Here is a 22,723-nt window from a genome sequence, read left to right as displayed (position 1 = left end):
CGGAACGGGGCTTTTTTCATGGAATGAATGAGGTGGCGCATGGCCGGGCAAATCATCATCCTCAACGGCGCGCCGCGTTCGGGAAAGTCGAGCATCGCCGGGGCCATCGGAGAAAGCTTTGACCGTCCATGGATGAATCTGGGCGTTGGCAGCTATGAGCAGATCACGCCGCCGCGATATCGTCCCGGAATAGGCCTGCGCCCTGGCGGCGAGCGGCCCGATCTCGAAGTTTTCGTGCCGCGCTTTTACAGCATGTCGCGGCGAATAGGATTCGCCCGACCTGCTGTAAGTTTCTGATTTTATGCATGTCGTTATCCCGGAACCGAGGACACTTCCGTGCGACATGCATTATGCGGCCCTCTATGAATCAATTGCGGCGCATAGCCGATTGGGGCTGAATGTCGTTGCCGAAGTCGGCCACCACGAAGCCGTAGCTCCTGCCCGCCGCGCTGGCGGCGCGCCTTTCTATGATGACCTCGATCGGGCAGTGAACGCCGACGAACAGGGCCGGCAGGCCGGCGAGCCGCCTTGCGCAATCGGCCAGGATGTGGAGCGGTTTCGAAAAGGTTACCGGCGCGCCCGGTGATCGTGCCTTTGCCTGTACGCCTGTGGCAGGAAGAGGTGCACGGGCCTTGCGTGTATGATTTGGAAGTCGATACGTCACGCCTGGTTCCGGGGTAATGCGCGGATGCGATCCGCCGGCGGCTTCTGACGGGAATGATGCCGCCGACGGCATTTCAGAGGCTTTCGGATCCGTCCTTTTCCGAGCTCCGGCCTTCCTGATCCATCTGTCCGCAAATGATTTCACGTGGATAAGCGCCATCCGCCATGGCCAGGACATGATCCGGTTGCGGCCTCAAGCGAATGAGTGGGGCGCCGAGGTCGGATAGCCCTTCCGAAATCGTGACAGTTCCGGCGTGCGCTCGGGACAATGCTGCGCCAGTGATTTTCCAGATCGCAAGGGCAATGAGGGCGCCGGCGTAGCCGTCAATGGCATAGTGCCAGCCAAGTACCACCGAACCGAGCATGATCAGCGCCGCGAATATCCACATCAAAATGCCAAGGCGGGCGGATAGCCTTGTCGCATGGAGGGCAATGAGCACGGCCGACGCGACATGCATGGAGGGAAATGCCGATATGCCCATGCTGCCCGAAGGCAAGCCCTGATAGCCGCCCCACAGCCTGTCCTGCAGGGACAGAGCCCAGATCGGATATTGCTGATTTGCCGATTGAAGTGCGTCCATCAACGGTTGATAGAGATCGCCAAGGCCGAGCCTGGCGTAGTAGCAAGGGCCGGCGGACGAGAATATCAGGGCAATGCCGAAGCCGCCTATCAGCCATAGCAGCATGAAGCTGAGCAGAAACTGATGGCGCAGCAGGGAATCGCGAGCGGCGGCGACGCTCGAAAAGATCGCCGAGAGCAGCACCACGAACCAAAGATTGTAGCAAAGATTGAGAAAACGAACGGCCTCGGGGCTTTCAATGATCCACCAGACCCATTGGTAGGTAGGGCGGCCGAAATGCAGGCCGACGCTGAATTGCGCAAAGGCCTGGTCCCAGGAGAAAGGCGCCAGCAACGCGATCGCCCCTTTCAGCACCGCGAAGCCGGATACAAAAGCCATGATCGCGACCAGTCCGTTCATGCTGTTGGCGATGCGCCTTCGATCAGACAGCAACTGCCAGAACGAATTCAGGAAAAGGCGGAGCGGCGATGCGGCACCGTCAACAAACGCCAGCCATAACAGCCGGAATGCCGCGTAGACACATCCGGCGACCCACAAATACACCCCCAGGTAGAAGCCGTATTCGGCAAGCAGTCCAAAATCCGGCAGGTTGCCGACCCGGGCGCCAACCACGAAACTCAATCCGAGAGTAAACAAGGCGACCGCATGAACAACGCGGTGGCGAAAAAATGATTCGGCCAAAAGATGCAGAAAGACGCCGCTCGCGCTGGCGTCAGGCTGCCTGCCTATAGTTTCCGAAAGGTCCTGCATCGCCGCCCATCCCTAGCGAAAAGATGCATCGGGACGGCTTGCAAAGATATGAACAAAGTAATCGCAGGCAGCAATACAGGCGACAAGATGATCCGCCGGTTTATAAAGGATTAAGGTCAGCTCTGGAGGACGCCGCGGATCTTGTCTGCGTTCTGCGCCAGCACTTCCGGATTCTCCATCGCGCCTGTGTGCGGCTTCAGAGGGATGCCGTCGAAACGCGGGACGACATGGACATGCAGGTGATAGACGGTTTGTCCGGATGCAGGCTCATTGAACTGCATGATGGTGACGCCGTCGGCATTGAAAGCCTTCCTGACCGCGCGTGCCACTTTCTGAACGACCACGAAAAGGGGGCCGAATGTCGACGGGTCGGCGTCGAGCAGATTGCGCGACGGCGCTTTCGGCACCACCAGCGTATGGCCAGGTCCTTGCGGCATCACATCCATGAAGGCCACGACGGCTTCGTCCTCGTACACACGCTGCGAGGGTATTTCGCCGCGCAGGATTTTTGCGAAGATGTTGTCGGTGTCATAGGCGGCCTCAGTCATGGTGAACGCTCCGGAGTGTGCCTTGCCCTCCGGTGTAGCGAAGCCGCCTCCGAGCGGCAAGACGAAGCTGCGCTGCGATCAGCCGAGATCGCTTGCGCGTCCATGCCCGAGGCATGGCTTGGTGGATACCTGCCGCAGGGTAAACAGCGTCGGCAGGCGTGTCGAAAAAGCCTGCTATTCCTCGAGATCTTTGCGGAACGGGGTATGTTCTTCCAGATATTCGCCCATCCGCTCCACCTCGCGCCGCTCGCGCCCGAGATAATCGGCGACCGCTTTGCGCAGGCCGGGATGGGCAATGTAGTGCGCCGAATGCATGGTCACCGGCCGGTAGCCGCGCGCCAGCTTGTGCTCGCCTTGCGCGCCTGCTTCGACCACCTTCAGCTTGCGTTCGATGGCGAAGTCGATTGCCTGGTGATAGCAGACCTCGAAATGCAGGTAGGGGTGATCCTCGATGCAGCCCCAGTTGCGGCCGTAGAGCGCGTCGGAGCCGATGAAGTTGATGGCGCCGGCAATGTAGCGCCCTTTGCGCCTGGCCATCACCAGCAGGATGTCGTCCGCCATGCGTTCGCCGATCAGCGAGAAGAACTGGCGGTTCAGGTAGGGGCGGCCCCATTTGCGGCTGCCGGTGTCCGTATAGAATGCGAAGAAGTCGTCCCAGGCCTTTTCGGTCAGGTCCTTGCCGGTCAGCCAGTCGATCGTGATGCCATCGGCAAGCGCCTCGCGCCGTTCCTTCTTCATCGCCTTGCGCTTGCGCGAGGCAAGCGTGGCGAGGAAGTCATCATAGGTGGAAAAGCCTTCGTTGAAGAAATGGAATTGCTGGTCGGTGCGATGCAGGAAGCCTGCGGCCTCCAGCGTCGCGACGTCGCTCTCCTGCGCGAAAGTGACATGCGCCGAGGATATGCCGAGCTTGTCGGTCACCATTTTGAGCCCGGCGGCAAGCCCCGCCTTGACCGCGTCCTGATCCTCGCCTTTGCCGACCAGCAGGCGAGGGCCGGTGACGGGCGTGAACGGCACGGCACTTTGCAGTTTTGGATAGTAACGGCCGCCGGCGCGCTCGAAGGCATCCGACCAACCGTGATCGAACACATATTCGCCCTGGCTGTGCGATTTGAGATAGCAGGGAACAGTGCCGAGCAGCCTGCCTTGCGCGGTTTCCAGCCGCAGGTGATGGCCCTGCCAGCCGGTGCGCCGCACGGCGCAGCCGGAATCCTCCAAGGCGCTCAAAAAAGCGAATGAAACGAGTGGGTTATATCCGGCTTCCGCGTCGCCGCGCGTGGTACCGGCAAAGCCGTTCCATTCATCGGAGGTAAAGGCGCCTATGCCCGCGGCGATGCGAATCGAATAGTCCGCATTCGCCGTTTGTCCGTCGCAGTCGTCGCCCTGATCCATGAGGCTTATTTAAGCTCCATTCGGGCCGCTACAAGTCACGTTTCGGGCACCTGCTCAGCCGACTTTGACCATGTCGGGCTCGAACCCTTCGAACGTCATCTGGTCGGCATATCTGAAGGTCAGGTCGATCGCCGGCTGGTCATGCACCGTCCAAGTGATGACAGGCATTTTGAGCTTTTCGCGCACGAAGCTGACAAACGGGTTCGGCAGATCGCCGGCGGCGTAGGAGGTAAAGGAGAGTTCGTGCGCCAGCATGGAAAAATGCGCTTCTATCAGCTTGGCGCCCTTCCCATAGGCAGTCAAACCAGCCGGAATGCCGGGCGCGTGCCTGGGGAAATCGCGGATCAGCCAGTGGTCGAACGACATGATCGCCGCCTTGCCCTTGTAGCGCTTCAGCATCTTGCCCACGCGCGCCACCAGGCCTTCGTCGCGACCGGGAGTTCCTTTCAGTTCGACGACCATGGGCACACGACCATCGACGAGATCGAGCGTTTCCTGCAGCGTCGGCACGCGATCCGCCGTGCCGCCAACCTTGAGCGCGGTAAGTTCGGCCGCGCTGCGTTGCCAGACGAAACCGTCCTGTCCGGTCAGCCGTTGCAAGTCGTCATCATGGATGACGACGGGAACGCCATCCGACGACAGATGCACGTCGCATTCGATCGCGTAGCCGCGTTCGGCCGCGGCGGCGAAGGCGGAAAGCGTGTTTTCCCAGCGCGTCTTGTTCATGTCGTGAAAGCCGCGATGGGCAACCGGCCGGGCAGTCAACCAAGAGAGGTCGGTCATGTCCGCGCCTTCGCTCATTTGACTTCGAAGATCGCTTCGATCTCCACCGCGGCATTAAGCGGCAGGGAGGCGGTGCCGACGGCGGAGCGTGCGTGCTTGCCGGCTTCGCCAAGCGCGGCAACCAGGAAATCCGAGGCGCCGTTGGCGACCAGATGCTGCTCGACGAAGTCGGGGGCCGACGCCACGAAGACGGTGATCTTGACCAGACGGCGGATCTTCTCGAGGTCGCCAAGTGCCGCCTTGGCTTGCGCCAGGATGTTGATGGCGCAGTATTTCGCCGCGTCCTTGCCACTTGCCGTATCGACGTCGCGGCCGAGCAGGCCGCTCGCCTGCAGCTTGCCGTCCTTCAGCGGCAATTGTCCTGCCGTGAACAGCAGGTTTCCGGTCCTGCAATAGGGCACGTAGTTGGCGGCAGGCGCGGCGGCAACAGGAAGCGTCACGCCGAGATCACTTAGCCGCTTTTCGATTGTTTCACTCATTGCTTTTCCCTATTGCTGGAAGGTGCCGCGCTGGCCGGGCCGAAATTGCTATTTTTGCCTCGCTTCCGCCATGACTTTTTTTAAGCTGGACCATCTTTCCCTGCGGTCTGCCATCAGCCGCGACGATTGGAGTACCTCATGCGCGCATCGCGCCTTGCATTCCACGCCGTTCTGTTGTCGGCGCTCTTCCCCGTGGGCTCCGCTTTTGCCGTACCGGCGCTGCAGGCGCATCGCGCCGTCTACGATCTCACCCTCAAGAAAGCGGATGATCGATCCGGCATCACCGGTATCACCGGCCGTATGGTCTACGAGTTCAACGGCTCCGCCTGCGAGGGCTATACGGTGAAATTCCGTTTCGTCACGCAGATCGCGACCAGCGACAACACGAAGCTGACCGACCAGCAGACCACCACCTTCGAGGATGCGGAAGGCAAGATGTTTTCTTTCGTGACGAAGTCCTTCGTCGACCAGAACCTCGACAAGGAGGTCAAGGGCGTCGCGACAAAGAATGCCAAGGGGCTGAAGGTCGATATCGACAAGCCGGAGAAGAACAGTCTTGAACTCGCTGCCACCCAGTTTCCGACCCAGCATCTGGTCGAGCTGATCGGCAAGGCCGAAAAAGGCGAAACCTTCTACCAGACCAACCTGTTCGACGGCTCGGAGGACGCCAACAAAGTGATGACGACCACGGTTGTCGTCGGCAAGAAGACCGAAGCCGACAAGGCCGATCCGGAAGCGCCGGCTCTGGCGAAGCTTGCCACCGATAAATATTGGCCGGTCGACATCGCCTATTTCGACGACAGCGCCCAGAAGGGCGAGGAAGTGCCGGAATACCGGATCAGCTTCAAGCTGCACGAGAACGGCATCACCCGTGATCTCGTCATGGACTATGGCGACTTCTCCATGACCGGCAAGCTGGTCAACCTGTCGCTGTTCGACCAGACAAAGCCTTGTCCGGTATCGAAATAGCAACGATGCGCAACTGAGTTGGCCGCGGCGGGCCTGATGGCGGTCTATGTCGATGCGGCGATCTGGAAGTGGGCAGGCCATCGCTGGTGCCATCTGATGGCCGACGACACCGAAGAGCTGCATCGGTTCGCAGCCCAGCTTGGCGTGAAGCGCTCGTCCTACCAGGGGCCGCCCAGGACATCGGCGCCACACTATGACATAACCGGCTTCGAGCGCGACCGCGCGGTGAGGCTCGGCGCGATCGAATGCAGCCGCGAGGAGATCGTCGCGATCTTCAGGCGCGTGCGGGTACCCAACGGAAAGGTAAAGCGCTGAGGACAGGGCCGTATCGTCGCATGTCACGCCACGGATGCCGCGGCGCTTGCGTTTAGCGCACTTCCCCTCTATATGCCCGCTCATTCCACACACGGACTTTGGTGTCTGCCCGGGAGAAATCCGGCTGAAACCTCCGGTGGCGTTCAAGGACTTCGGTCCAAAAATGCCTGTGTCCGTGGAGGCTAACCGGAAAGGAAATGAGAATGGCACTGCCTGATTTCAGCATGCGTCAGCTTTTGGAAGCTGGCATTCACTTCGGCCACCAGACCCACCGCTGGAACCCGAAGATGGCGCCCTACATCTACGGCGCCCGCAATAACATCCACATCATCGACCTCTCGCAGACGGTGCCTTTGCTGCACCAGGCGCTGAAGCAGGTTTCAGACACCGTTGCCAAGGGCGGCCGCGTGCTGTTCGTCGGCACCAAGCGCCAGGCGTCGGACATCGTCGCCGATGCGGCGCAGCGTTCGGCCCAGTACTACGTCAATTCGCGTTGGCTCGGCGGCATGCTGACCAACTGGAAGACGATCTCGAACTCGATCCAGCGCCTGCGCAAGCTCGACGAGATGCTGGCCGGCGAGGCGCAAGGCCTGACCAAGAAGGAACGCCTGAACCTCGACCGCGAGCGCGAGAAGCTCGACAAGGCGCTCGGCGGCATCAAGGACATGGGCTCGACGCCCGACCTGATGTTCGTGATCGACACCAATAAGGAGGCGATCGCCATCCTCGAGGCGAAGCGCCTGGGCATACCGGTGGTCGCTATCATCGATTCGAACTGCGATCCGGACAAGATCGACTTCCCGATCCCCGGCAATGACGACGCGGCCCGCGCCATCCAGCTCTATTGCGACCTGATCGCCAAGGCTGCGATCGACGGCATCGCCCGTCAGCAGGGCGCGCTCGGCGTCGACATCGGCGCTTCCGTCGAAGCTCCGGTCGAACCGGCGCTCGATCCGGCTCCGGCGTCGGAAGCCCCCGAGGCTTGATAATCGAAGGCCGGCTTGCGGCCTTCATCTTTCTCATATTTTGGCACGCTAAACAGACGCACCGTCGAGATTCGATGGTGCGTCGGCGCATTTGAAACAAAGAGGCGACAATGAGCATTTCGGCTGCACAGGTCAAAGAACTCCGCGACTTGACCGGCGCGGGCATGATGGACTGCAAGGCGGCGTTGAACGAGACCAACGGCAACATGGAAGAGGCCGTCGACTGGCTGCGCAAGAAGGGCATTTCCAAGGCCGACAAGAAGGCTGGCCGCACCGCCGCCGAAGGCCTGATCGGCGTCGACAACGGCGTGCGTGAAGCCGCCGTCGTCGAGGTGAATTCCGAGACCGATTTCGTCGCCCGCAATGCCGCCTTCCAGGAAATCGTCGCCAACGTCGCCAAGGTCGCGCTTGCCTATGGCACGACCGAAGCTGTGGCCGCCGCGAAATATCCGGGTTCGGACAAGTCGGTCACGGACACCATCAAGGACGCTGTCGGCACCATCGGCGAGAACCTTGGCTTTCGCCGCTCGGCCAAGCTGACCGTTCCGCACGGCGCGGTTGCTACCTACGTCCACAATTCGGTTGCCGACGGCCTTGGCAAGCTCGGCGTGCTGGTCGCGATCGAGACCACGGGCAATGAGCACGCCGCCAACGCCTTTGGCCGCCAGGTCGCCATGCATGTCGCCGCCACCAACCCGATGGCGCTGACCGCAGAGCAGATCGACCCGGCAGCTGTCGAGCGCGAGAAGGCAATCTTCTCCGACCAGGCGCGTCAGTCGGGCAAGCCGGAAGCCATCATCGAAAAGATGGTCGAGGGTCGCCTGCGCAAGTTCTATGAGGAAGTCGTGCTCTTGAAGCAGGCGTTCGTGCTCAATCCCGACATCACCGTCGAGAAGGCGCTGAAGGATGCCGAAAAGGAAATCGGCGCGCCGGCCAAGATCACGGCTTATCTGCGCTTCGCGCTTGGCGAGGGCATCGAGAAGGAAGAGTCCGATTTCGCCGCGGAAGTCGCGGCGGCGGTCAAGAAGTAAGCGTCCTACCGCATTATTGCGACTGTGTTTTTCGGCCGGGCGTCCGCGGGGATGCCCGGCCGATTTCGTTTGCGGTGTCGATGAAGGCCCTGAGCTTCGGCGCCATTGCCGCGCGGCGCGGGAAGTAGAGGAAAAGGCCGGGTTCCTCGATCGCCGATTGCGGCAGGACCTGCACCAGGCGCCCGGCTGCAAGATCCGCGCGCGCCAGCGGCTCGAACATATAGGCGAGGCCGACGCCGGCGAGCGCCAGATCAATGGCGGCGAGCGAGTCCGTCACGATGGCCGTACCGCTGGTCTCCATGACCACATCCTTGCCATCCTCGGTCAAATCCCAGCGATAGAGAGCGCCCGAACGGACAAGCCGGTACCCGATGCAATTATGGTTCGCGAGATCGGCTACGCGGCGCGGACGGCCACGTCGCCCGATATAGGCGGGAGAGGCGACGATGACGACCTTGAAGGGCTGCGTCAGTCGGATCGCCACCATGTCCTGCGCTATCATCTCGCCGAGCCGGATGCCGGCGTCAAAGCCTTCGCCGACGATGTCGACCAATCCCTGATCGGCAAAAATCTCGACCGTAATGTCTGGATAGCGCTCGGCCATCGCGGCGACGACCTGCGTCACAGCCAATGGGATCGCGATGTTGGAGGCGTTGATCCTGAGCAGGCCGGACGGCCTGCCCTTGACGCTGCGGATACGCTCCATCCGCTCGGCAATATCCTGGAGGGCAGGGGCCGCCGTTTCCACCAGCGCCTTGCCGGCCTCGGTGAGCGAAACGCTGCGAGTCGTGCGCGCAAACAGCGGCTGGCCGATCCGCTCCTCGACGAGGCGCACCGCATGGCTGACCGCCGAAGGGCTCATGCCGAGTTCAGCCGCGGCAAGCGCGAAACCGCCGCGCCGGGCGACGGCAACGATGACAGGCAGGTGGGCGAGCAGGTCCCGGTCCATTCATGACCTACATCGCATAGTCCATGCAGATCATGCAATCTTATCGACGCCGAGGCAGAGGTCCACATTGTCGCCAACACATCGGCGATCGGGCTGGTGGCACAAAGGAGAAGAGACATGAATGCCTTGAAACACGTTACCTTCGCCGCAGGCCTTGCCTTGGCACCCGTCGATGCCGGTGGTGCCGAACCGACCGGCTGGCAGGCCCTTGCCGATGAACGCGCCGTCATTCGTATCGCCGATGCCAGCGATCGCGCCGTCGACGCGCAGGACTGGAAACGCGCGCGCAGCTATTTCGCCGACCGGGTCACCGCCGACTTCAGCAGCCTGTCGGGTCAGCCCGCGGCCAACATTGCCTCCGACGATCTGATCGGCGCCTGGGCAGGTAACCTCAAGGGCAGCAAGACCAGCCTGCACCTGCGCACCAATCACCAGGTCGTCCTCGGGGCGGACACGGCGACTGTTCTGTCGAACGGCTACGCCTGGAACCGGATGGAGGGCAATGGCGATCCGCTCTGGGAAGTCTGGGGCACATATGAGCACCACTTGACGCGTTCCGGCACCGCCTGGAAGGTCGACGGCTTCACCTTCCGCATGACGCATGAACGCGGCAATCCCTGGGTCAAGACGACCCCAGGCCAATGACGCCTCGCATCAACCGGAGCAGGATCGGAGAAGACAATGACGATGAGCTACTACACACTCGGCAATAGCGGCCTGCGCGTCAGCCGGCTGGCACTGGGCACGATGACCTTCGGCACGGAATGGGGCTGGGGCGCGGACCGGGATACGGCGCGCGCGATGTTCGACGCCTATGTCGAGGCCGGCGGCAATTTCTTCGACACCGCCGACCTTTATACCGGCGGCACGGCCGAGACCTGGCTCGGTGAATTCGTGGCCGAGCGGGGCTTGCGCGACAAGGCGGTGATCGCCACCAAATTCACCATGAACTCGAACCCCGGCAATCCGAACGCCGGCGGCAACGGCCGCAAGAACATCATGCGTGCCGTCGACGCCTCGCTGAAGCGGCTGGGTACCGACTACATCGATCTCTATCTCATGCATATCTGGGACAGGCTGACGCCGGCCGAGGAGGTGCTGCGTACGCTCGACGATCTGGTTCGGGCAGGCAAGATACGTCACATCGGCCTGTCCGACGTGCCGGCCTGGTATGCCGGGCGGGCGCAGGCGATCGCCGAACTGCGCGGCTATGAGCCGATCTCGGCGTTGCAACTCGAATACTCGCTGGCGGAGCGTGCCATCGAGCATGAATTCGTGCCATTCGGGACACGCCATGGCGTCGGCATCATGGTCTGGAGCCCGCTGGCCAGCGGGCTGTTGAGTGGCAAATACCGCCCGGTGCAAGCGGGCAATGCCGGCCGGCTCGACGGTTTCCGCAACACCACCCATCCGGGCTTCCAGAAATTCACCGAGCACAACTGGACTGTCGTGGCGGAGTTGGAAAAAGTCGCCGCCGAACTCGGCCGCGGCATGGCTCAGGTGGCGCTCAACTGGGTGGCGACACAGCCGGGAATCGCCACTGTCATCCTTGGGGCAACGCGGCTTTCGCAGTTGCAGGACAATCTTGCGGCGCTCGATTTCTCCATACCGCCCGCGCTTCGTCAGCGGCTGGACAAGGTGAGCGGCACGCCGGCGCCATTCCCGCATTCCTATTTCGGTCCCGAGATCCAGGTTCGTGTCGCCTGCGGTGTCGTGACCGGCGACAAGCCGTCCGGCTATGCATCGCCGGTCGTGGTCGAAGGCGAGGCCGTTGCCATCAGCAGCACCTGATCCAAAAAGCCTGGAATTTTGCACAAGGGCGCGGCGTGACATCGCTGCGCCCTTCGTGTATCCGGTCAACCCGTCATGACAGCACCGCCGGGCGAAGCAGGAGGTCTTTTTCGCCTTCAGAGCTTGCCGCGCCGGGATTTTCGAGGAACCAGATGACGGCGAAGCCCCTCTACCGACGTGTTCTGCTGAAAGCTTCGGGCGAAGCGTTGATGGGCGAGCAGCATTTCGGCATCGACGTCTCGGTCGTGGACCGCATCGCCGCCGATATCGCCGAGGCGCGCGCGCTGGGCATCGAGGTGGGTGTCGTCATTGGCGGTGGCAATATCTTTCGCGGCGTGGCCGTCGCCTCCAAGGGCGGCGACCGCGTCACCGGCGACCATATGGGCATGCTTGCCACGGTCATAAATTCGCTGGCACTGCGCACGTCTCTGAACAAGATCGGCGTCGACGCCGTCGTGCTGTCTGCGATTGCCATGCCCGAGCTTTGCGAGAGCTTTTCGCAGCGCCAGGCGACCGCCTACATGAACCAGGGCAAGGTGGTGATCTTCGCCGGCGGCACCGGCAATCCGTTCTTCACCACTGATTCGGCTGCCGCGCTCCGCGCGGCCGAGATCGGCGCAGACGCGCTGTTCAAGGGCACGCAAGTCGACGGCGTCTATTCTGCCGACCCGAAAAAGGACCCGAATGCGACACGTTTCGAGCGCATCAGCCATGCCGAGGTCATAAATCGAGGGCTTTCGATCATGGATACGGCTGCGATTGCACTTGCGCGCGAAAACAACATTCCGATAATCGTCTATTCGATCCACGAAAAAGGTGGTTTCGGCGATATTCTGAGGGGCGGCGGCCGCTGTACGGTCGTCGCGGACGAGTGATCCGGGGCCGAAGAAGGGAAACCGGATTTCGAAATCGGGCTCGAACACGGGGTTTTGCCCCGAAGCAGTGAACCCGCGGCAGACGGGTCGAGGAGACTAACATGAGTGGTGAGTACGACGATCTCAAGCGACGCATGGATGGGGCAATCGCGGCGTTCAAGCATGATCTGGCCTCGCTGCGGACCGGTCGCGCCTCAAGCAACTTGCTCGACGCGATCCAGGTGCAAGCCTATGGCACCACCATGCCGATCAATCAGGTGGCCAACGTTACCGTGCCGGAGCCCCGCATGATCTCGGTCTCGGTCTGGGACAAGTCGATGGTCGGTGCGGTCGACCGCGCGATCCGGGAATCCAATCTGGGCTTCAACCCGATCGTCGACGGCACCAATCTGAGGATTCCGCTGCCGGAGCTCAACGAACAGCGCCGCAAGGAGCTGGTCAAAATTTCGCACGGCTATGCCGAGAACGCGCGTGTCGCCGCGCGCCATGTGCGCCGTGACGGCATGGATTTCCTGAAGAAAGCGGAGAAGGACGGCGACATTAGCGAGGACGATCAGCGCAAGCGTTCCGACCAGGTCCAGAAACTTACCGACGAAACCATCAGCACTATCGATCATCTGCTTTCCGACAAGGAAGCTGAAATCATGCAGGTTTAGGGTTGGCCCTTGGCTGACCCGAAAGCGAGATCATGACAACGCCCGCGCATGTCGCGATCATCATGGATGGAAATGGACGCTGGGCCAAGGCGCGCGGCATGCCGAGGCTCGCGGGTCATCGCGCCGGCGTCGAGGCGCTGCGCAAGGCTGTGCGTGCTGCCCCCGGCCTCGGAATCTCCTTCCTGACCGTCTATGCTTTCTCGTCGGAGAACTGGTCGCGACCGAAGTCCGAGGTCAGCGATCTTATGGGCCTGTTGAAGCTGTTCATCCGTCGCGACCTTGCCGAGCTGCACCAGAGCGGCGTGCGGGTCAGGATCATCGGCGACCGGGCAGGGCTGCAGGCGGACATCAGAGGGCTGCTCGACGAAGCCGAATCGCTGACGATCCACAACACCTCGCTGACGCTGGTGATCGCCTTCAACTACGGCGGGCGCGACGAGATCGTCCGCACGGCGCGCAAGCTCGCCGAGGCGGTGGCGCGCGGTGAAATCGACAGCGAGGCGATCACCGCCGAAAGCTTTGCCGGCTCTCTCGATACGCAAGGCATTCCCGATCCGGAGTTGGTCATCCGCACCAGCGGCGAGCTTCGCTTGTCCAACTTCCTCTTGTGGCAGGCCGCCTACAGCGAGCTCGTCTTCCTGCCGTGCTACTGGCCGGACTTCAACCGTGAGCACTTCGCCGAGGCCTTGCGTGAATATGCCGGCCGCGAGCGCCGCTTCGGCGGACTGGGTCCGCAAGACGTCGCTTCGCGACCGGCCGCGGGATGAGCAACCTTCAGCTGCGTGTGATTTCGGCGGTCGTGCTGGCCATTGTCACCCTTGGCCTGACCTGGCTTGGCGGCCTGCCTTTCCGGCTGCTGTGCACCGCGATGGCGGCAATGATCTTTTATGAGTGGACACGCATGGCGCGGCCCGCCGCGGCCGACGGGCTTGGTTTCCTGCCGGAAGCGCTGATGGTCATTTTCGTCGGCGCCCTGATTGCCGGCGTGTCCGCATTTTGGCTGCTGCCGCTCGTGGTGATTCTGGTTGCGATAGCGGCAGCCACCGCGGGAATCCGCAAGATCGGCCAGTGGGACGCCGGCGGCCTTGCCTATGCCTGTGTGTCGGGCCTGTCGCTTGCCCTGCTGCGCGATGGCGATCATTCGGGTCTCGTCGCCATCCTGTTCCTGTTCGCTGTCGTCTGGGCGACCGACATTTTCGCCTATTTCGTTGGGCGCGCCTTCGGCGGGCCCAAACTGGCGCCGTCGATTTCGCCAGGCAAGACGCGCAGCGGCGCGCTCGGCGGGGCGGTCGGTGGCGTCGTCGCGGGACTTCTGCTGGCAGCCATTGCCGGCGCCGGCAACCTGGCTTTGCTTAGCCTTGTGGCGCTGGTTCTGTCTGTTGTCGCCCAGGCTGGCGACCTGTTCGAATCCTGGGTCAAACGGCGGCATGACCGCAAGGATTCGGGCGTGCTCATTCCTGGCCATGGCGGCATCATGGATCGTGTCGACGGGCTTGTCGCGGCCGCTCTTGCCCTATACGTCATCGGTTGGATTTTGGTGGGCGCCAATCATCCGGCACAGGGACTGTTTCCCATTTGAACGGTGTCATTCCACGATCTGGCGCGAACGTGCCTTGGATTCGCCTGTATTGATGTCACAGTCATGCAGCGACCGCGGAAGAATTTGAGGGCTTGAGTTGAACGAGATTCTTCACGCGATTTTCAGCACGGAAGGCCTCTTTCTCGGCACGCTCGTGCCGTTTCTCTTTGTGCTGACCGTGGTGGTGTTCGTTCACGAGATGGGCCACTACCTCGTCGGCCGCTGGTGCGGCATCGGGGTCAGGGCCTTCTCGATCGGCTTCGGTCCGGAGCTCGTCGGCTTCAACGACAGGCACGGTACGCGCTGGAAGCTTTGCGCCATACCGCTAGGCGGTTATGTCAAGTTTGTCGGCGACATGAGCGCCACCTCAAGCAAGCCGACATCGGACGAGCTCGAAACGCTGACCGACGAGGAACGCAAGGTTGCCTTCCACACCCAGGCGATCTGGAAGCGCGCGGCAACTGTGGTGGCCGGCCCGCTGTTCAACTTCCTGCTGACGATCGTCGTCTTTTCCGTGCTGTTTGCCTCCTATGGGCGTTATGTCGCGGAGCCCATGGTGGCGGAGGTTACAACTGGCAGTCCCGCGGCCAAGGCCGGCATTTTGCCTGGAGACCGATTCGTCAGCGTCGACGGCAGCAAGGTCGAAACCTTCGGCGACGTGCAGCGGCTGGTCTCGGGCCGCGCCGGCGATACCATCACCTTCGTCATGCTGCGCAACGGCAAGGAGGTCACGGTGACCGCGTCGCCGCAGCTGATGGAGCAGGAGGACGCGCTCGGCAACAAGATCAAGGTCGCGGTAATCGGCGTCGTCAACAACAAGGAACTCGGCCAGCCTCGTCTCATCACATACACTCCGGTGGGAGCCGTTGCGGCGGCCGTTGAGGAAACGGGCCACGTCATCGAGCGCACTGGCCAGTTTCTGCAGCGCTTCGTCGTCGGGCGCGAGGACAAGTGCCAGTTGGGTGGTCCGGTCAAGATCGCCGGCATGGCCGGCAAGGCTGCCAAACTCGGTTTCGAGTGGCTGGTGCAGCTCGTCGCGCTGCTCTCCGTTGGGATAGGCATTCTAAACCTTTTGCCGATTCCCCCCCTCGACGGCGGCCACCTGTTGTTCTACGGGGTGGAGGCCGTCATCCGCCGGCCGGTGTCGGAACGGATGATGGAAATGGCCTATCGGGCCGGTCTGCTTCTGGTGCTGTGCTTCATGGGGTTCGTGTTCTGGAACGATCTCTTTGGGTGCTGAAATCATGAAGGAATTTGGCCCGGGCATGGTCGATGTTGAGACGCCGTTTACCATGCACGGGGATATGAGTGACGCGAAAGCCACGCAACAGGGTTAAGTAAATACAAATTAACCAGAAGCCTTGCGTGTAGGGAAAATCCGGTTAATACGGTAGGGGAAATGACCGCACGTCCGGTTTTCTCGCCGTGGGGACTACGAGAAAAGGTTATTAAGCCCGATGAAGGCAGCATCCAAGTTTCTAAACGCCGCGTCAGCGGCGGCACTGTCCGCCGCTCTGGTCGTACCCGGTGCGTTCGCAGTGCAGTTCGTTGCCACATCGGCGGCCGAAGCCGCTGTCGTAAGCAGGGTGGAGGTGAGCGGCAACCAGCGTGTCGACGCCGATACCATCCGCAACTACATCACCATCAAGCCCGGCAAGGCCTTCTCCAGCTCCGATGTCGATAGCGCGGTCAAGGCGCTGTTCGGCACCGGACTGTTCTCGGATGTCCAGATCAACCAGGTCGGCTCGACCCTGGTGGTCAAGGTTTCGGAATACAAGGTCGTCAACCAGGTGCTGTTCCAGGGCAACAAGAAGCTCAAGGACAACGCGCTTCAGGCGGCAGTTCAGCTGAAGCCGCGCGGCACGTTCTCTCAGGCTACGCTCGATTCGGACGTCGAGGCGGTCAAGGCCGCTTACAGGCGCATCGGCCGTGACGATGCCGGCGTGACCGCACAGATCATGGAGCTTGGCGACAACCGCGTGAATGTGGTGTTCCACATCACCGAAGGCGATCGCACGCAGATCGCGGCAATCAATTTCGTCGGCAACAGCGCCTATTCGAGCCGCCGCCTGTCGGACGTGATCAACACCAAGCGCTCATCCTGGGTCTCGTTCATCCTGCGCGACGACGTTTATGATGAAGACAAGCTGCGCGCCGACCAGGAACTGCTGCGCCGCTTCTACTTCAATCACGGCTACGCCGATTTCCAGGTCGTGTCCGCTGTCGGCGAGCTCGACAATGCGACCAACAAATACACGGTCACCATCACCGTCCAGGAAGGCGAGCGCTATACTTTCGGCGACATCAGCGTCGAAAGCACGATCCCGGAAGTGGACTCCAAGTCTCTGGAATCGGTGGTCGAAACCCGCAAGGGCGATGTCTACAATGCCAAGAATGTCGAAGACTCCATCATTGCCCTGACCGAGAAGGTGGCCGGTTCCGGCTACGCGTTCGCGCAGGTGACGCCGCGTGGCGACCGCAACTTCGAGAACCATACGATTTCGGTGGTCTACACGGTCGACCAGGGCACCAAGGCCTATGTCGAGCGCATCGAGATCCGCGGCAACGATCGGACGCGTGACTATGTCATTCGCCGCGAATTCGATGTCAGCGAAGGCGACGCGTTCAACCAGGTGCTCATCCAGCGCGCGAAGAAGCGTCTGGAAGACCTCAATTACTTTGACAAAGTCGACATTTCGACGGTGCCTGGCTCGGCCCCTGATCAGGTCGTGCTGGTGGTTGACGTGGTCGAGAAGTCGACGGGTGAATTCTCGGTTGGCGCCGGCTATTCGACCGGTGGCGATACGGCCGGACCGTCCGTCGAAGGGTCGATCACCGAGCGCAACTTCCTCGGTCGCGGCCAGTTCATCAAGGTGTCCGCCGGCGGCGGCAAGAACTCGCGCGATTACAGCCTGTCCTTCACCGAACCCTATTTCCTCGGGCGGCGCATCGCCGCCGGTTTCGACATCTACAAGTCGACGAGGCAGTACAACAACAACTACGACAGCGACACCACGGGCGCGACGATCCGGTTCGGACTGCCGATCACCAACAGCATCACGACCCAGTTGGCGTATAATATCTCGCAGGAGAAGTATAAGGTCGACAAAGGTTGCAATCCCACTGACGCGGTACCGCAAGGTACCTGCAACATTTCGGCAGCCATTCTGGATGCCATAGAAAACCAAAGTCCGTGGGTCAAGTCGTCGGTCAGTCTGGGGTTGGTCTACAACACCATCGACGATATGAAGAACCCGCATGAAGGTATTTACGCCAACACGACGGTGGAAGTTGCTGGCCTTGGTGGCGATGCCAAGTTCGTGAAGGTCACAGGACGCGGCAGCATCTATCAGACGCTGTCGGAACAGCTTGATCTGGTGGGATTGATTTCGGGTGGCGCCGGTCATGTCGAGGGGTATGGCAACGGCGATTTGCGCGTATTCGATCACTTCCAGAGCACCGACCGCATGATCCGCGGCTTTGCCTACGGTGGTATCGGCCCGGTCGCTTCCGGTACAAGCGGTGACCATCTCGGCGGCACGACCTACTTCAACGCGTCGGCGGAAGCCCAGTTTCCGTTGCCGGTTGTTCCGGAGAGCTTCGGTTTGCGTGGTGCGGTGTTCGCCGATGCGGCGACGCTCTATGGCAGCAAGCTTGCCACTGGCCTGGTCGATCAAGATTCTACCGGCATGAAAGTGCGCGCCTCGGTCGGTCTCGGCCTGATGTGGGCCTCGCCGTTCGGGCCGATCCGTATCGACTATGCGATCCCGGTCAAGAAGGAAGCCAAAGACGACGTGCAGGAATTCAACTTCGGCATATCGACCCGCTTCTGATCGGCGGCCAACGATGCTCCCGGGTTTTGGATCCGGGAGAAATGTTCCGACCTAGCTGGATATAGCTTCTGGAATGACCGATCCGGTGTTCTTCGCGCCATCACGCCGGTATACGGCGGCCGAAGTCGCGAATCTGACCGGCTCGGTGCTTGTCGATTCCGGCCAATCCGACGTTTCGATCGAAGCGCTGGCGCCAGCTCATGAAGGTGGCGCCAACGCGCTCGTCTTCGTCGACGGCAAACGCAATTCAGCGCTGATGCCGTCGCTGCGGGCGGCGGCGGTCCTGTGTCCGGCGGACTTCGCAAACAAGGCGCCTGCCGGCATCGCTGTCCTGATCCATCCACGGCCGCAACAGGCTTTCGCGCTGGTTGGGCGCCTCTTGTTCCCGACAGCCGCCACGCCGGGGCCAATGACCGGTGAGACCGGCGTTTCGCCGCATGCCCATATCGACCCGACCGCGCATGTCGAAGCCGGCGCTGTCATCGAGGCCGGCGCTGTCATCGGCCCAGGCGTCTCGATCGGCGGCGGCACCGTCATTGCGCCAAACGCCGTCATCGGACAGTCCTGCCAGATCGGCCGTGACGGCTATGTCGGCCCGGGCGCCAGTATCCAGTACGCGCTGATCGGCAATCGGGTCATCATCCATGGTGGCGCCAGGATCGGCCAGGACGGATTCGGCTTTGTCGGCGGCGCCAAGGGACCGGAGCGTGTTCCACAGATCGGACGTGTCATCATCCAGGACGATGTCGAGATCGGCTCCAATTCCACAGTCGATCGCGGCGCCATGTCCGATACGATCATCGGGCAAGGCACCAAGATCGACAATCTCGTGCAGATCGCCCATAACGTCCGCATCGGCCGCAATTGCATAGTAGCCGGGCTTTCAGGTATTTCCGGTTCCGTCGTGGTGGGTGACAATGTCACCATGGGCGGCGGCGTCGGGCTTGCGGATCATCTGACGATTGGTTCAGGTGCCAAGCTTGCCGCCAGAAGTGGATTTATGAGCAATGTTCCCGCCGGCGAGATATGGGGTGGCTATCCGGCACAGCCGATGGCGGAAGCCATGCGAGAGATAGCCATGTTGCGCACGATGGCCAGGGCACGCAAGCAGGGCAAGGACAATGGCTGACATGGTGGCGGCGACAACGCTGGAAGCGGTCGACATACTGGGGCTGATGAAGCTCCTGCCGCACCGTTATCCCTTCCTCATGATCGACCGCATCGTCGACATCGATGGTGACGAATCCGCCATCGGCATCAAGAACGTGACCATAAACGAGCCGCATTTTCAGGGGCATTTCCCGGAGCAGCCGGTGATGCCGGGCGTACTGATCGTCGAGGCCATGGCGCAGACGGCCGGCGCCATCTGCATCCGAAGCCTCGGAGCGTCGAAACCGTCGCTGGTCTATTTCCTGACCATCGACAACGCCAAATTCCGCAAACCGGTCGTTCCCGGCGACCAGTTGAAGATCCATGTCAAGAAAATCAAGAAGCGCGGCAACCTGCTCAAATTCGCCTGCGAAGCCCTGGTCGAAGGTACCAAGGCGGCCGAGGCCGAGATTTCAGCCATGATGGTCACCGGCGACTGACGATCGAGTGCTTATGAAAATCAAGACGTCAATCCATCCTTCCTCCATCGTGGAAGAAGGCGCCCAAATCGGCCAGGGTGTGCGCATTGGGCCGTTCTGCCATGTCAGCGGCGACGCTGTGATCGGTGACGGTGTCGAACTGGTCAGCCATGTCTCGGTGATGGGCGCGACCACTATCGGAGCGTCGACCAAGGCCTATCCGATGGCGATCCTGGGCGGACCGCCGCAGAATACCAAGCACAAGGGCGGCCGCACCACACTCGTCATCGGCGCCAACTGCACCATCCGCGAAGGCGTGACCATGCATGTCGGCACCGACACCAGCCGCGGCGAAACGACGGTGGGCGACAATGGCAATTTTCTGGCCTACGCCCATATCGCCCATGACTGCGTCGTCGGCAACAACGCTACCTTCGCCAATGGAGCGACATTGGGCGGCCACTGCGAGATCGGCAACAATGTCTATATCGGCGGCCTCAGCGCAGTCCATCAATTCGTGCGTGTAGGCGACAACGCCTTTCTTGGCGGGTGCTCGGCTTTTGTCGGCGATGTCATTCCCTATGCCATCGCGGTCGGTAACCGCGCCAGCTTGCGCGGCTTGAACATCATCGGCCTCAAGCGCGCCGGTCTGCCGCGTTCGGAGATCTATCTGCTGCGCAAGGCCTACAAGACGATCTTCGACCGCTCCCGCACAGTCGGCGAGAACATCGAATTGGCCAAAGCGGAGTTCGCCTCGTCGCCGACAGCGATGAAGATCATCGACTTCATCAGCAGTCGCGGCAAGCGGCACTATGCGGTGCCATCGCTCAAGGGCGGCGATGGCGACGATACCGATGACGAAGGCTGAGACAGCCGCGGCTGGTCTTGGTCTCCCGCCTGATGCCAGGGTCGGCATCATCGCCGGCGGTGGCAGCCTTCCGGTCGAAGTCGCTGCCGGTTTGGCCGAACAGGGTCATCCGCCCTTCATCGTGCTCATGGACGGCGAGGCCGACCGCCTGGCGGAGTTGCGCCAGTACGAGCATGAGACCCTTGCCCTGGAGGCGATAGGGTCGCTCGTTCCGCTGCTCAAGCACAACCGGATTACCCATCTGGTGCTTGCCGGCGAGATAAAGCGCAGGCCCAGACTGACACATCTGCGTCCAAGCCTCAGCCTGCTCGCCGTGGTACCCCTCGTTGTCATGGCGTTGGCGCGTGGCGACGATGGGCTGCTCAAGGTGGTGGCGCGCGGGCTAGAGGCTCGGGGCATAAAGGTCGTGGGCGCCCACGAGATCGTGCCGAGCCTTGTCGCCGCCGAAGGGGTGTTGACCAGGGCCGCGCCTCAGAAATCGGACTGGCGCGACATCGAGGCGGGTTTCGCCGCGGCAAAGGCCATCGGGGCGCTGGATATCGGCCAGGCGGCGATCGCGATCGGCGGCCGGACCATTGCGCTTGAAGGCATCGAGGGCACGGCCGGATTGCTGGACCGCGCCAGGTTGCTGCGCGGCCACGGCCGTATCGCCGGCAAGACGCGCGGCGTTCTGGTCAAATGCGCCAAGCCTGGCCAGGAGTTGCGCGCGGATCTTCCTTCCATGGGGCCACAGACGGTTGAGGCAGCGCATGCCGCGGGGCTTGCCGGCATTGCCGTTGAGGCGGGACGCTCCCTGATCCTCGAAGGCCCCGCAACTCTCTCGTGTGCCAATGACCTTGGGCTGTTCATCGTCGGCCTGGCCGCAGCGGAGTCCGAACATGGCTGACAGGGCGCTGAAGATCGCGATCGTGGCGGGCGAGGAGTCGGGCGACCTGCTTGGCGCCGACATCGTCCGGTCGCTCCGCCAGACAACAGGTCGCGAGGTGCAACTCGTCGGGCTCGGCGGCCGCCATCTGCAGGCGCTCGGGCTGGTTTCGCCGTTCGACGCCGGCGAGGTCGCGCTGATGGGGTTCAGTGCCGTCCTGCGTGACCTGCCGCGCCTGGTCCGGCGGATCGGCCAGCTGGCGGGGATCGTTGCGGACGCCAAGCCCGACTGCCTCGTCACCATCGACAGCCCCGATTTTTCGCTGCGCGTCGCCAAGAAGGTGCGCGCGGCCAACCCGTCGATCCCGATCGTCCACTATGTCTGCCCGAGCGTCTGGGCATGGCGGCCGGGCAGGGCGGTGGCGATGAAGCCCTATGTCGACCACATCCTGTGCATCCTGCCATTCGAGGTGAAGGAGCTCGATCGGCTAGGTGGTCCGCCCGGCACCTATGTCGGGCATCGCCTGACGCACGATCCGGGCGTGCTCTCGGCGGCAAAGGCTCAAGGCCAGCCGCGTGATCTATCACCAGACCGCGTGAAGACGCTGCTTGTCCTGCCCGGCTCGCGGCGCGGCGAGGTGAGGCGGCTGCTCGAGCCGTTCGGCGAGACCGTGTCGATGTTGCGGGCTCGCGGGCATCGGCTCCGCCTGATGCTGCCGACGGTGCCGCATGTCGCGGATACCGTGCGGTCCGCAGTCACGCGCTGGGACGAGAAACCCGAGATCATCCTCGAGCCCGAGCGCAAATGGCAGGCCTTCGGCAAGGCCGACGCCGCGTTGATCGCGTCCGGCACGGTGTCCCTGGAACTGGCATTGTCCGGGGTGCCGATGATCTCCTGCTACCGGCTCGACCCGGTCGCGCGTGTCGTCGCGCCGTATCTCGTTTCCGTCTGGTCGGCCCTGCTGCCCAACCTGATCTCGGATCGCGCGTTGATCCCGGAATTTTACAACGAGTATGTCAAACCGAACAATCTGGCGCGCCAGCTGGAAGCGCTGTTGGCCGACAGTGGCATGCGCACCTGGCAGAAAGATGGGTTTGCCGCGATCTCACGGCGCATGGCAACGGACAAGCCGTCTGGTGAGATCGCGGCGCAGGTGGTGATGGGGTGCGTGAAGAGAGTGAGTAGAGTAGAGTAGGCAGTAGTGAGTGGTGAGTAGTGAGTTAGCACATCCTCCAATCTCACTAC

23 protein-coding genes and 2 pseudogenes are annotated in these 22,723 nt (G+C 62.0%); 18 read left to right on the top strand and 7 right to left on the bottom strand.

Going from position 1 to position 22,723, the window contains the following annotated elements; all coding sequences use genetic code 11:
• Positions 1–27: 27 nt before the first annotated feature.
• Positions 28–430, top strand: a pseudogene (locus FJW08_RS02115) (hypothetical protein); the annotation flags it as partial.
• 27 nt (positions 431–457) lie between these two features.
• On the opposite strand, the pseudogene FJW08_RS32830 reads toward FJW08_RS02115, so the two are convergent.
• The 6 genes and pseudogenes from FJW08_RS32830 to FJW08_RS02085 form a co-directional block, all read right to left on the bottom strand.
• Positions 458–565, bottom strand: a pseudogene (locus tag FJW08_RS32830) (chloramphenicol phosphotransferase); the annotation flags it as partial.
• Positions 566–737: 172 nt separating this feature from the next.
• A complete protein-coding gene (locus FJW08_RS02105; protein WP_246682162.1) occupies positions 738–1,856 on the bottom strand; it encodes a phosphatase PAP2 family protein in 1,119 nt (372 codons plus the stop codon).
• 254 nt (positions 1,857–2,110) lie between these two features.
• A complete protein-coding gene (locus FJW08_RS02100; protein WP_140757475.1) occupies positions 2,111–2,542 on the bottom strand; it encodes an HIT family protein in 432 nt (143 codons plus the stop codon).
• 174 nt (positions 2,543–2,716) lie between these two features.
• On the bottom strand, positions 2,717–3,931 hold the full coding sequence (locus FJW08_RS02095) for a GNAT family N-acetyltransferase (RefSeq protein WP_140808483.1): 1,215 nt from the start codon (positions 3,929–3,931) through the stop codon (positions 2,717–2,719).
• Positions 3,932–3,985: 54 nt separating this feature from the next.
• A complete protein-coding gene (locus FJW08_RS02090) occupies positions 3,986–4,714 on the bottom strand; it encodes a glycerophosphodiester phosphodiesterase (RefSeq protein ID WP_140808482.1) in 729 nt (242 codons plus the stop codon).
• A 14-nt stretch (positions 4,715–4,728) separates the two neighbouring features.
• Entirely contained in the window at positions 4,729–5,193 is a 465-nt protein-coding gene (locus tag FJW08_RS02085) for a RidA family protein (protein ID WP_140808481.1), read from the bottom strand.
• 138 nt (positions 5,194–5,331) lie between these two features.
• Here FJW08_RS02085 and FJW08_RS02080 point away from each other — a divergent pair, with 138 nt between their 5' ends.
• From FJW08_RS02080 to tsf, 4 genes are all read left to right on the top strand, one after another.
• Entirely contained in the window at positions 5,332–6,162 is an 831-nt protein-coding gene (locus FJW08_RS02080) for a cell envelope integrity EipB family protein (RefSeq protein WP_140757471.1), read from the top strand.
• 36 nt (positions 6,163–6,198) lie between these two features.
• Positions 6,199–6,477, top strand: coding sequence for a DUF4031 domain-containing protein (locus tag FJW08_RS02075; RefSeq protein ID WP_140808480.1), 279 nt, complete (start codon positions 6,199–6,201; stop codon positions 6,475–6,477).
• A gap of 203 nt (positions 6,478–6,680) precedes the next feature.
• Positions 6,681–7,463 (top strand): 30S ribosomal protein S2, encoded by a 783-nt coding sequence (gene rpsB, locus FJW08_RS02070; RefSeq protein WP_023777441.1) that lies wholly within the window; start codon positions 6,681–6,683, stop codon positions 7,461–7,463.
• Positions 7,464–7,573: 110 nt separating this feature from the next.
• Positions 7,574–8,494, top strand: coding sequence for a translation elongation factor Ts (tsf, locus tag FJW08_RS02065; RefSeq protein ID WP_027142611.1), 921 nt, complete (start codon positions 7,574–7,576; stop codon positions 8,492–8,494).
• A 13-nt stretch (positions 8,495–8,507) separates the two neighbouring features.
• On the opposite strand, the gene FJW08_RS02060 is transcribed toward tsf, so the two are convergent.
• Positions 8,508–9,443 carry a LysR family transcriptional regulator gene (locus FJW08_RS02060; RefSeq protein WP_140808479.1) on the bottom strand — a complete coding sequence of 312 codons (936 nt, stop codon included), beginning with the start codon at positions 9,441–9,443 and terminating at the stop codon, positions 8,508–8,510.
• 117 nt (positions 9,444–9,560) lie between these two features.
• On the opposite strand from FJW08_RS02060, the gene FJW08_RS02055 reads away from it, so the two are divergent.
• The 13 genes from FJW08_RS02055 to lpxB all read left to right on the top strand — a co-directional run bounded on the left by FJW08_RS02055 (position 9,561) and on the right by lpxB (position 22,673).
• Entirely contained in the window at positions 9,561–10,088 is a 528-nt protein-coding gene (locus FJW08_RS02055) for a nuclear transport factor 2 family protein (protein WP_140808477.1), read from the top strand.
• 36 nt (positions 10,089–10,124) lie between these two features.
• Entirely contained in the window at positions 10,125–11,234 is a 1,110-nt protein-coding gene (locus FJW08_RS02050; protein WP_140808475.1) for an aldo/keto reductase, read from the top strand.
• Between the two features lie 152 nt (positions 11,235–11,386).
• Positions 11,387–12,109, top strand: a complete 723-nt coding sequence (gene pyrH / locus FJW08_RS02045; protein WP_140808474.1) for a UMP kinase — start codon at positions 11,387–11,389, stop codon at positions 12,107–12,109.
• 101 nt (positions 12,110–12,210) lie between these two features.
• Entirely contained in the window at positions 12,211–12,765 is a 555-nt protein-coding gene (frr, locus tag FJW08_RS02040; protein WP_027142617.1) for a ribosome recycling factor, read from the top strand.
• 32 nt (positions 12,766–12,797) lie between these two features.
• Positions 12,798–13,532 carry an isoprenyl transferase gene (locus FJW08_RS02035; protein WP_140757465.1) on the top strand — a complete coding sequence of 245 codons (735 nt, stop codon included), beginning with the start codon at positions 12,798–12,800 and terminating at the stop codon, positions 13,530–13,532.
• Complete coding sequence (locus FJW08_RS02030) at positions 13,529–14,344, top strand: phosphatidate cytidylyltransferase (protein ID WP_140808472.1); 816 nt, start codon at positions 13,529–13,531, stop codon at positions 14,342–14,344. Before FJW08_RS02035 ends, FJW08_RS02030 begins: the two co-directional genes overlap by 4 nt.
• Before the next feature lie 97 nt (positions 14,345–14,441).
• Positions 14,442–15,584: an RIP metalloprotease RseP gene (gene rseP / locus FJW08_RS02025; RefSeq protein WP_140808470.1), complete on the top strand. Its 1,143-nt coding sequence runs from the start codon at positions 14,442–14,444 to the stop codon at positions 15,582–15,584.
• A 217-nt stretch (positions 15,585–15,801) separates the two neighbouring features.
• Positions 15,802–18,177, top strand: a complete 2,376-nt coding sequence (gene bamA, locus FJW08_RS02020) for an outer membrane protein assembly factor BamA (RefSeq protein ID WP_140808468.1) — start codon at positions 15,802–15,804, stop codon at positions 18,175–18,177.
• 73 nt (positions 18,178–18,250) lie between these two features.
• Positions 18,251–19,306, top strand: coding sequence for a UDP-3-O-(3-hydroxymyristoyl)glucosamine N-acyltransferase (lpxD, locus tag FJW08_RS02015; protein WP_140808466.1), 1,056 nt, complete (start codon positions 18,251–18,253; stop codon positions 19,304–19,306).
• Entirely contained in the window at positions 19,299–19,766 is a 468-nt protein-coding gene (gene fabZ / locus FJW08_RS02010) for a 3-hydroxyacyl-ACP dehydratase FabZ (RefSeq protein ID WP_140757460.1), read from the top strand. The genes lpxD and fabZ overlap by 8 nt, the downstream gene beginning before the upstream one ends.
• Positions 19,767–19,779: 13 nt before the next feature.
• Positions 19,780–20,613, top strand: a complete 834-nt coding sequence (lpxA, locus tag FJW08_RS02005) for an acyl-ACP--UDP-N-acetylglucosamine O-acyltransferase (protein WP_140808464.1) — start codon at positions 19,780–19,782, stop codon at positions 20,611–20,613.
• Entirely contained in the window at positions 20,600–21,499 is a 900-nt protein-coding gene (locus FJW08_RS02000; protein WP_246682160.1) for an LpxI family protein, read from the top strand. Before lpxA ends, FJW08_RS02000 begins: the two co-directional genes overlap by 14 nt.
• Positions 21,492–22,673, top strand: coding sequence for a lipid-A-disaccharide synthase (gene lpxB, locus FJW08_RS01995; RefSeq protein WP_140808461.1), 1,182 nt, complete (start codon positions 21,492–21,494; stop codon positions 22,671–22,673). Before FJW08_RS02000 ends, lpxB begins: the two co-directional genes overlap by 8 nt.
• Positions 22,674–22,723 lie beyond the last annotated feature (50 nt).

The sequence above is a fragment of the Mesorhizobium sp. B3-2-1 genome, assembly GCF_006439515.1.
Taxonomy (GTDB): Bacteria; Pseudomonadota; Alphaproteobacteria; order Rhizobiales; family Rhizobiaceae; genus Mesorhizobium.
The sequence above is the reverse complement of the archived record's forward strand: the minus strand, read 5'-3'. Positions and strand labels throughout refer to the sequence as shown.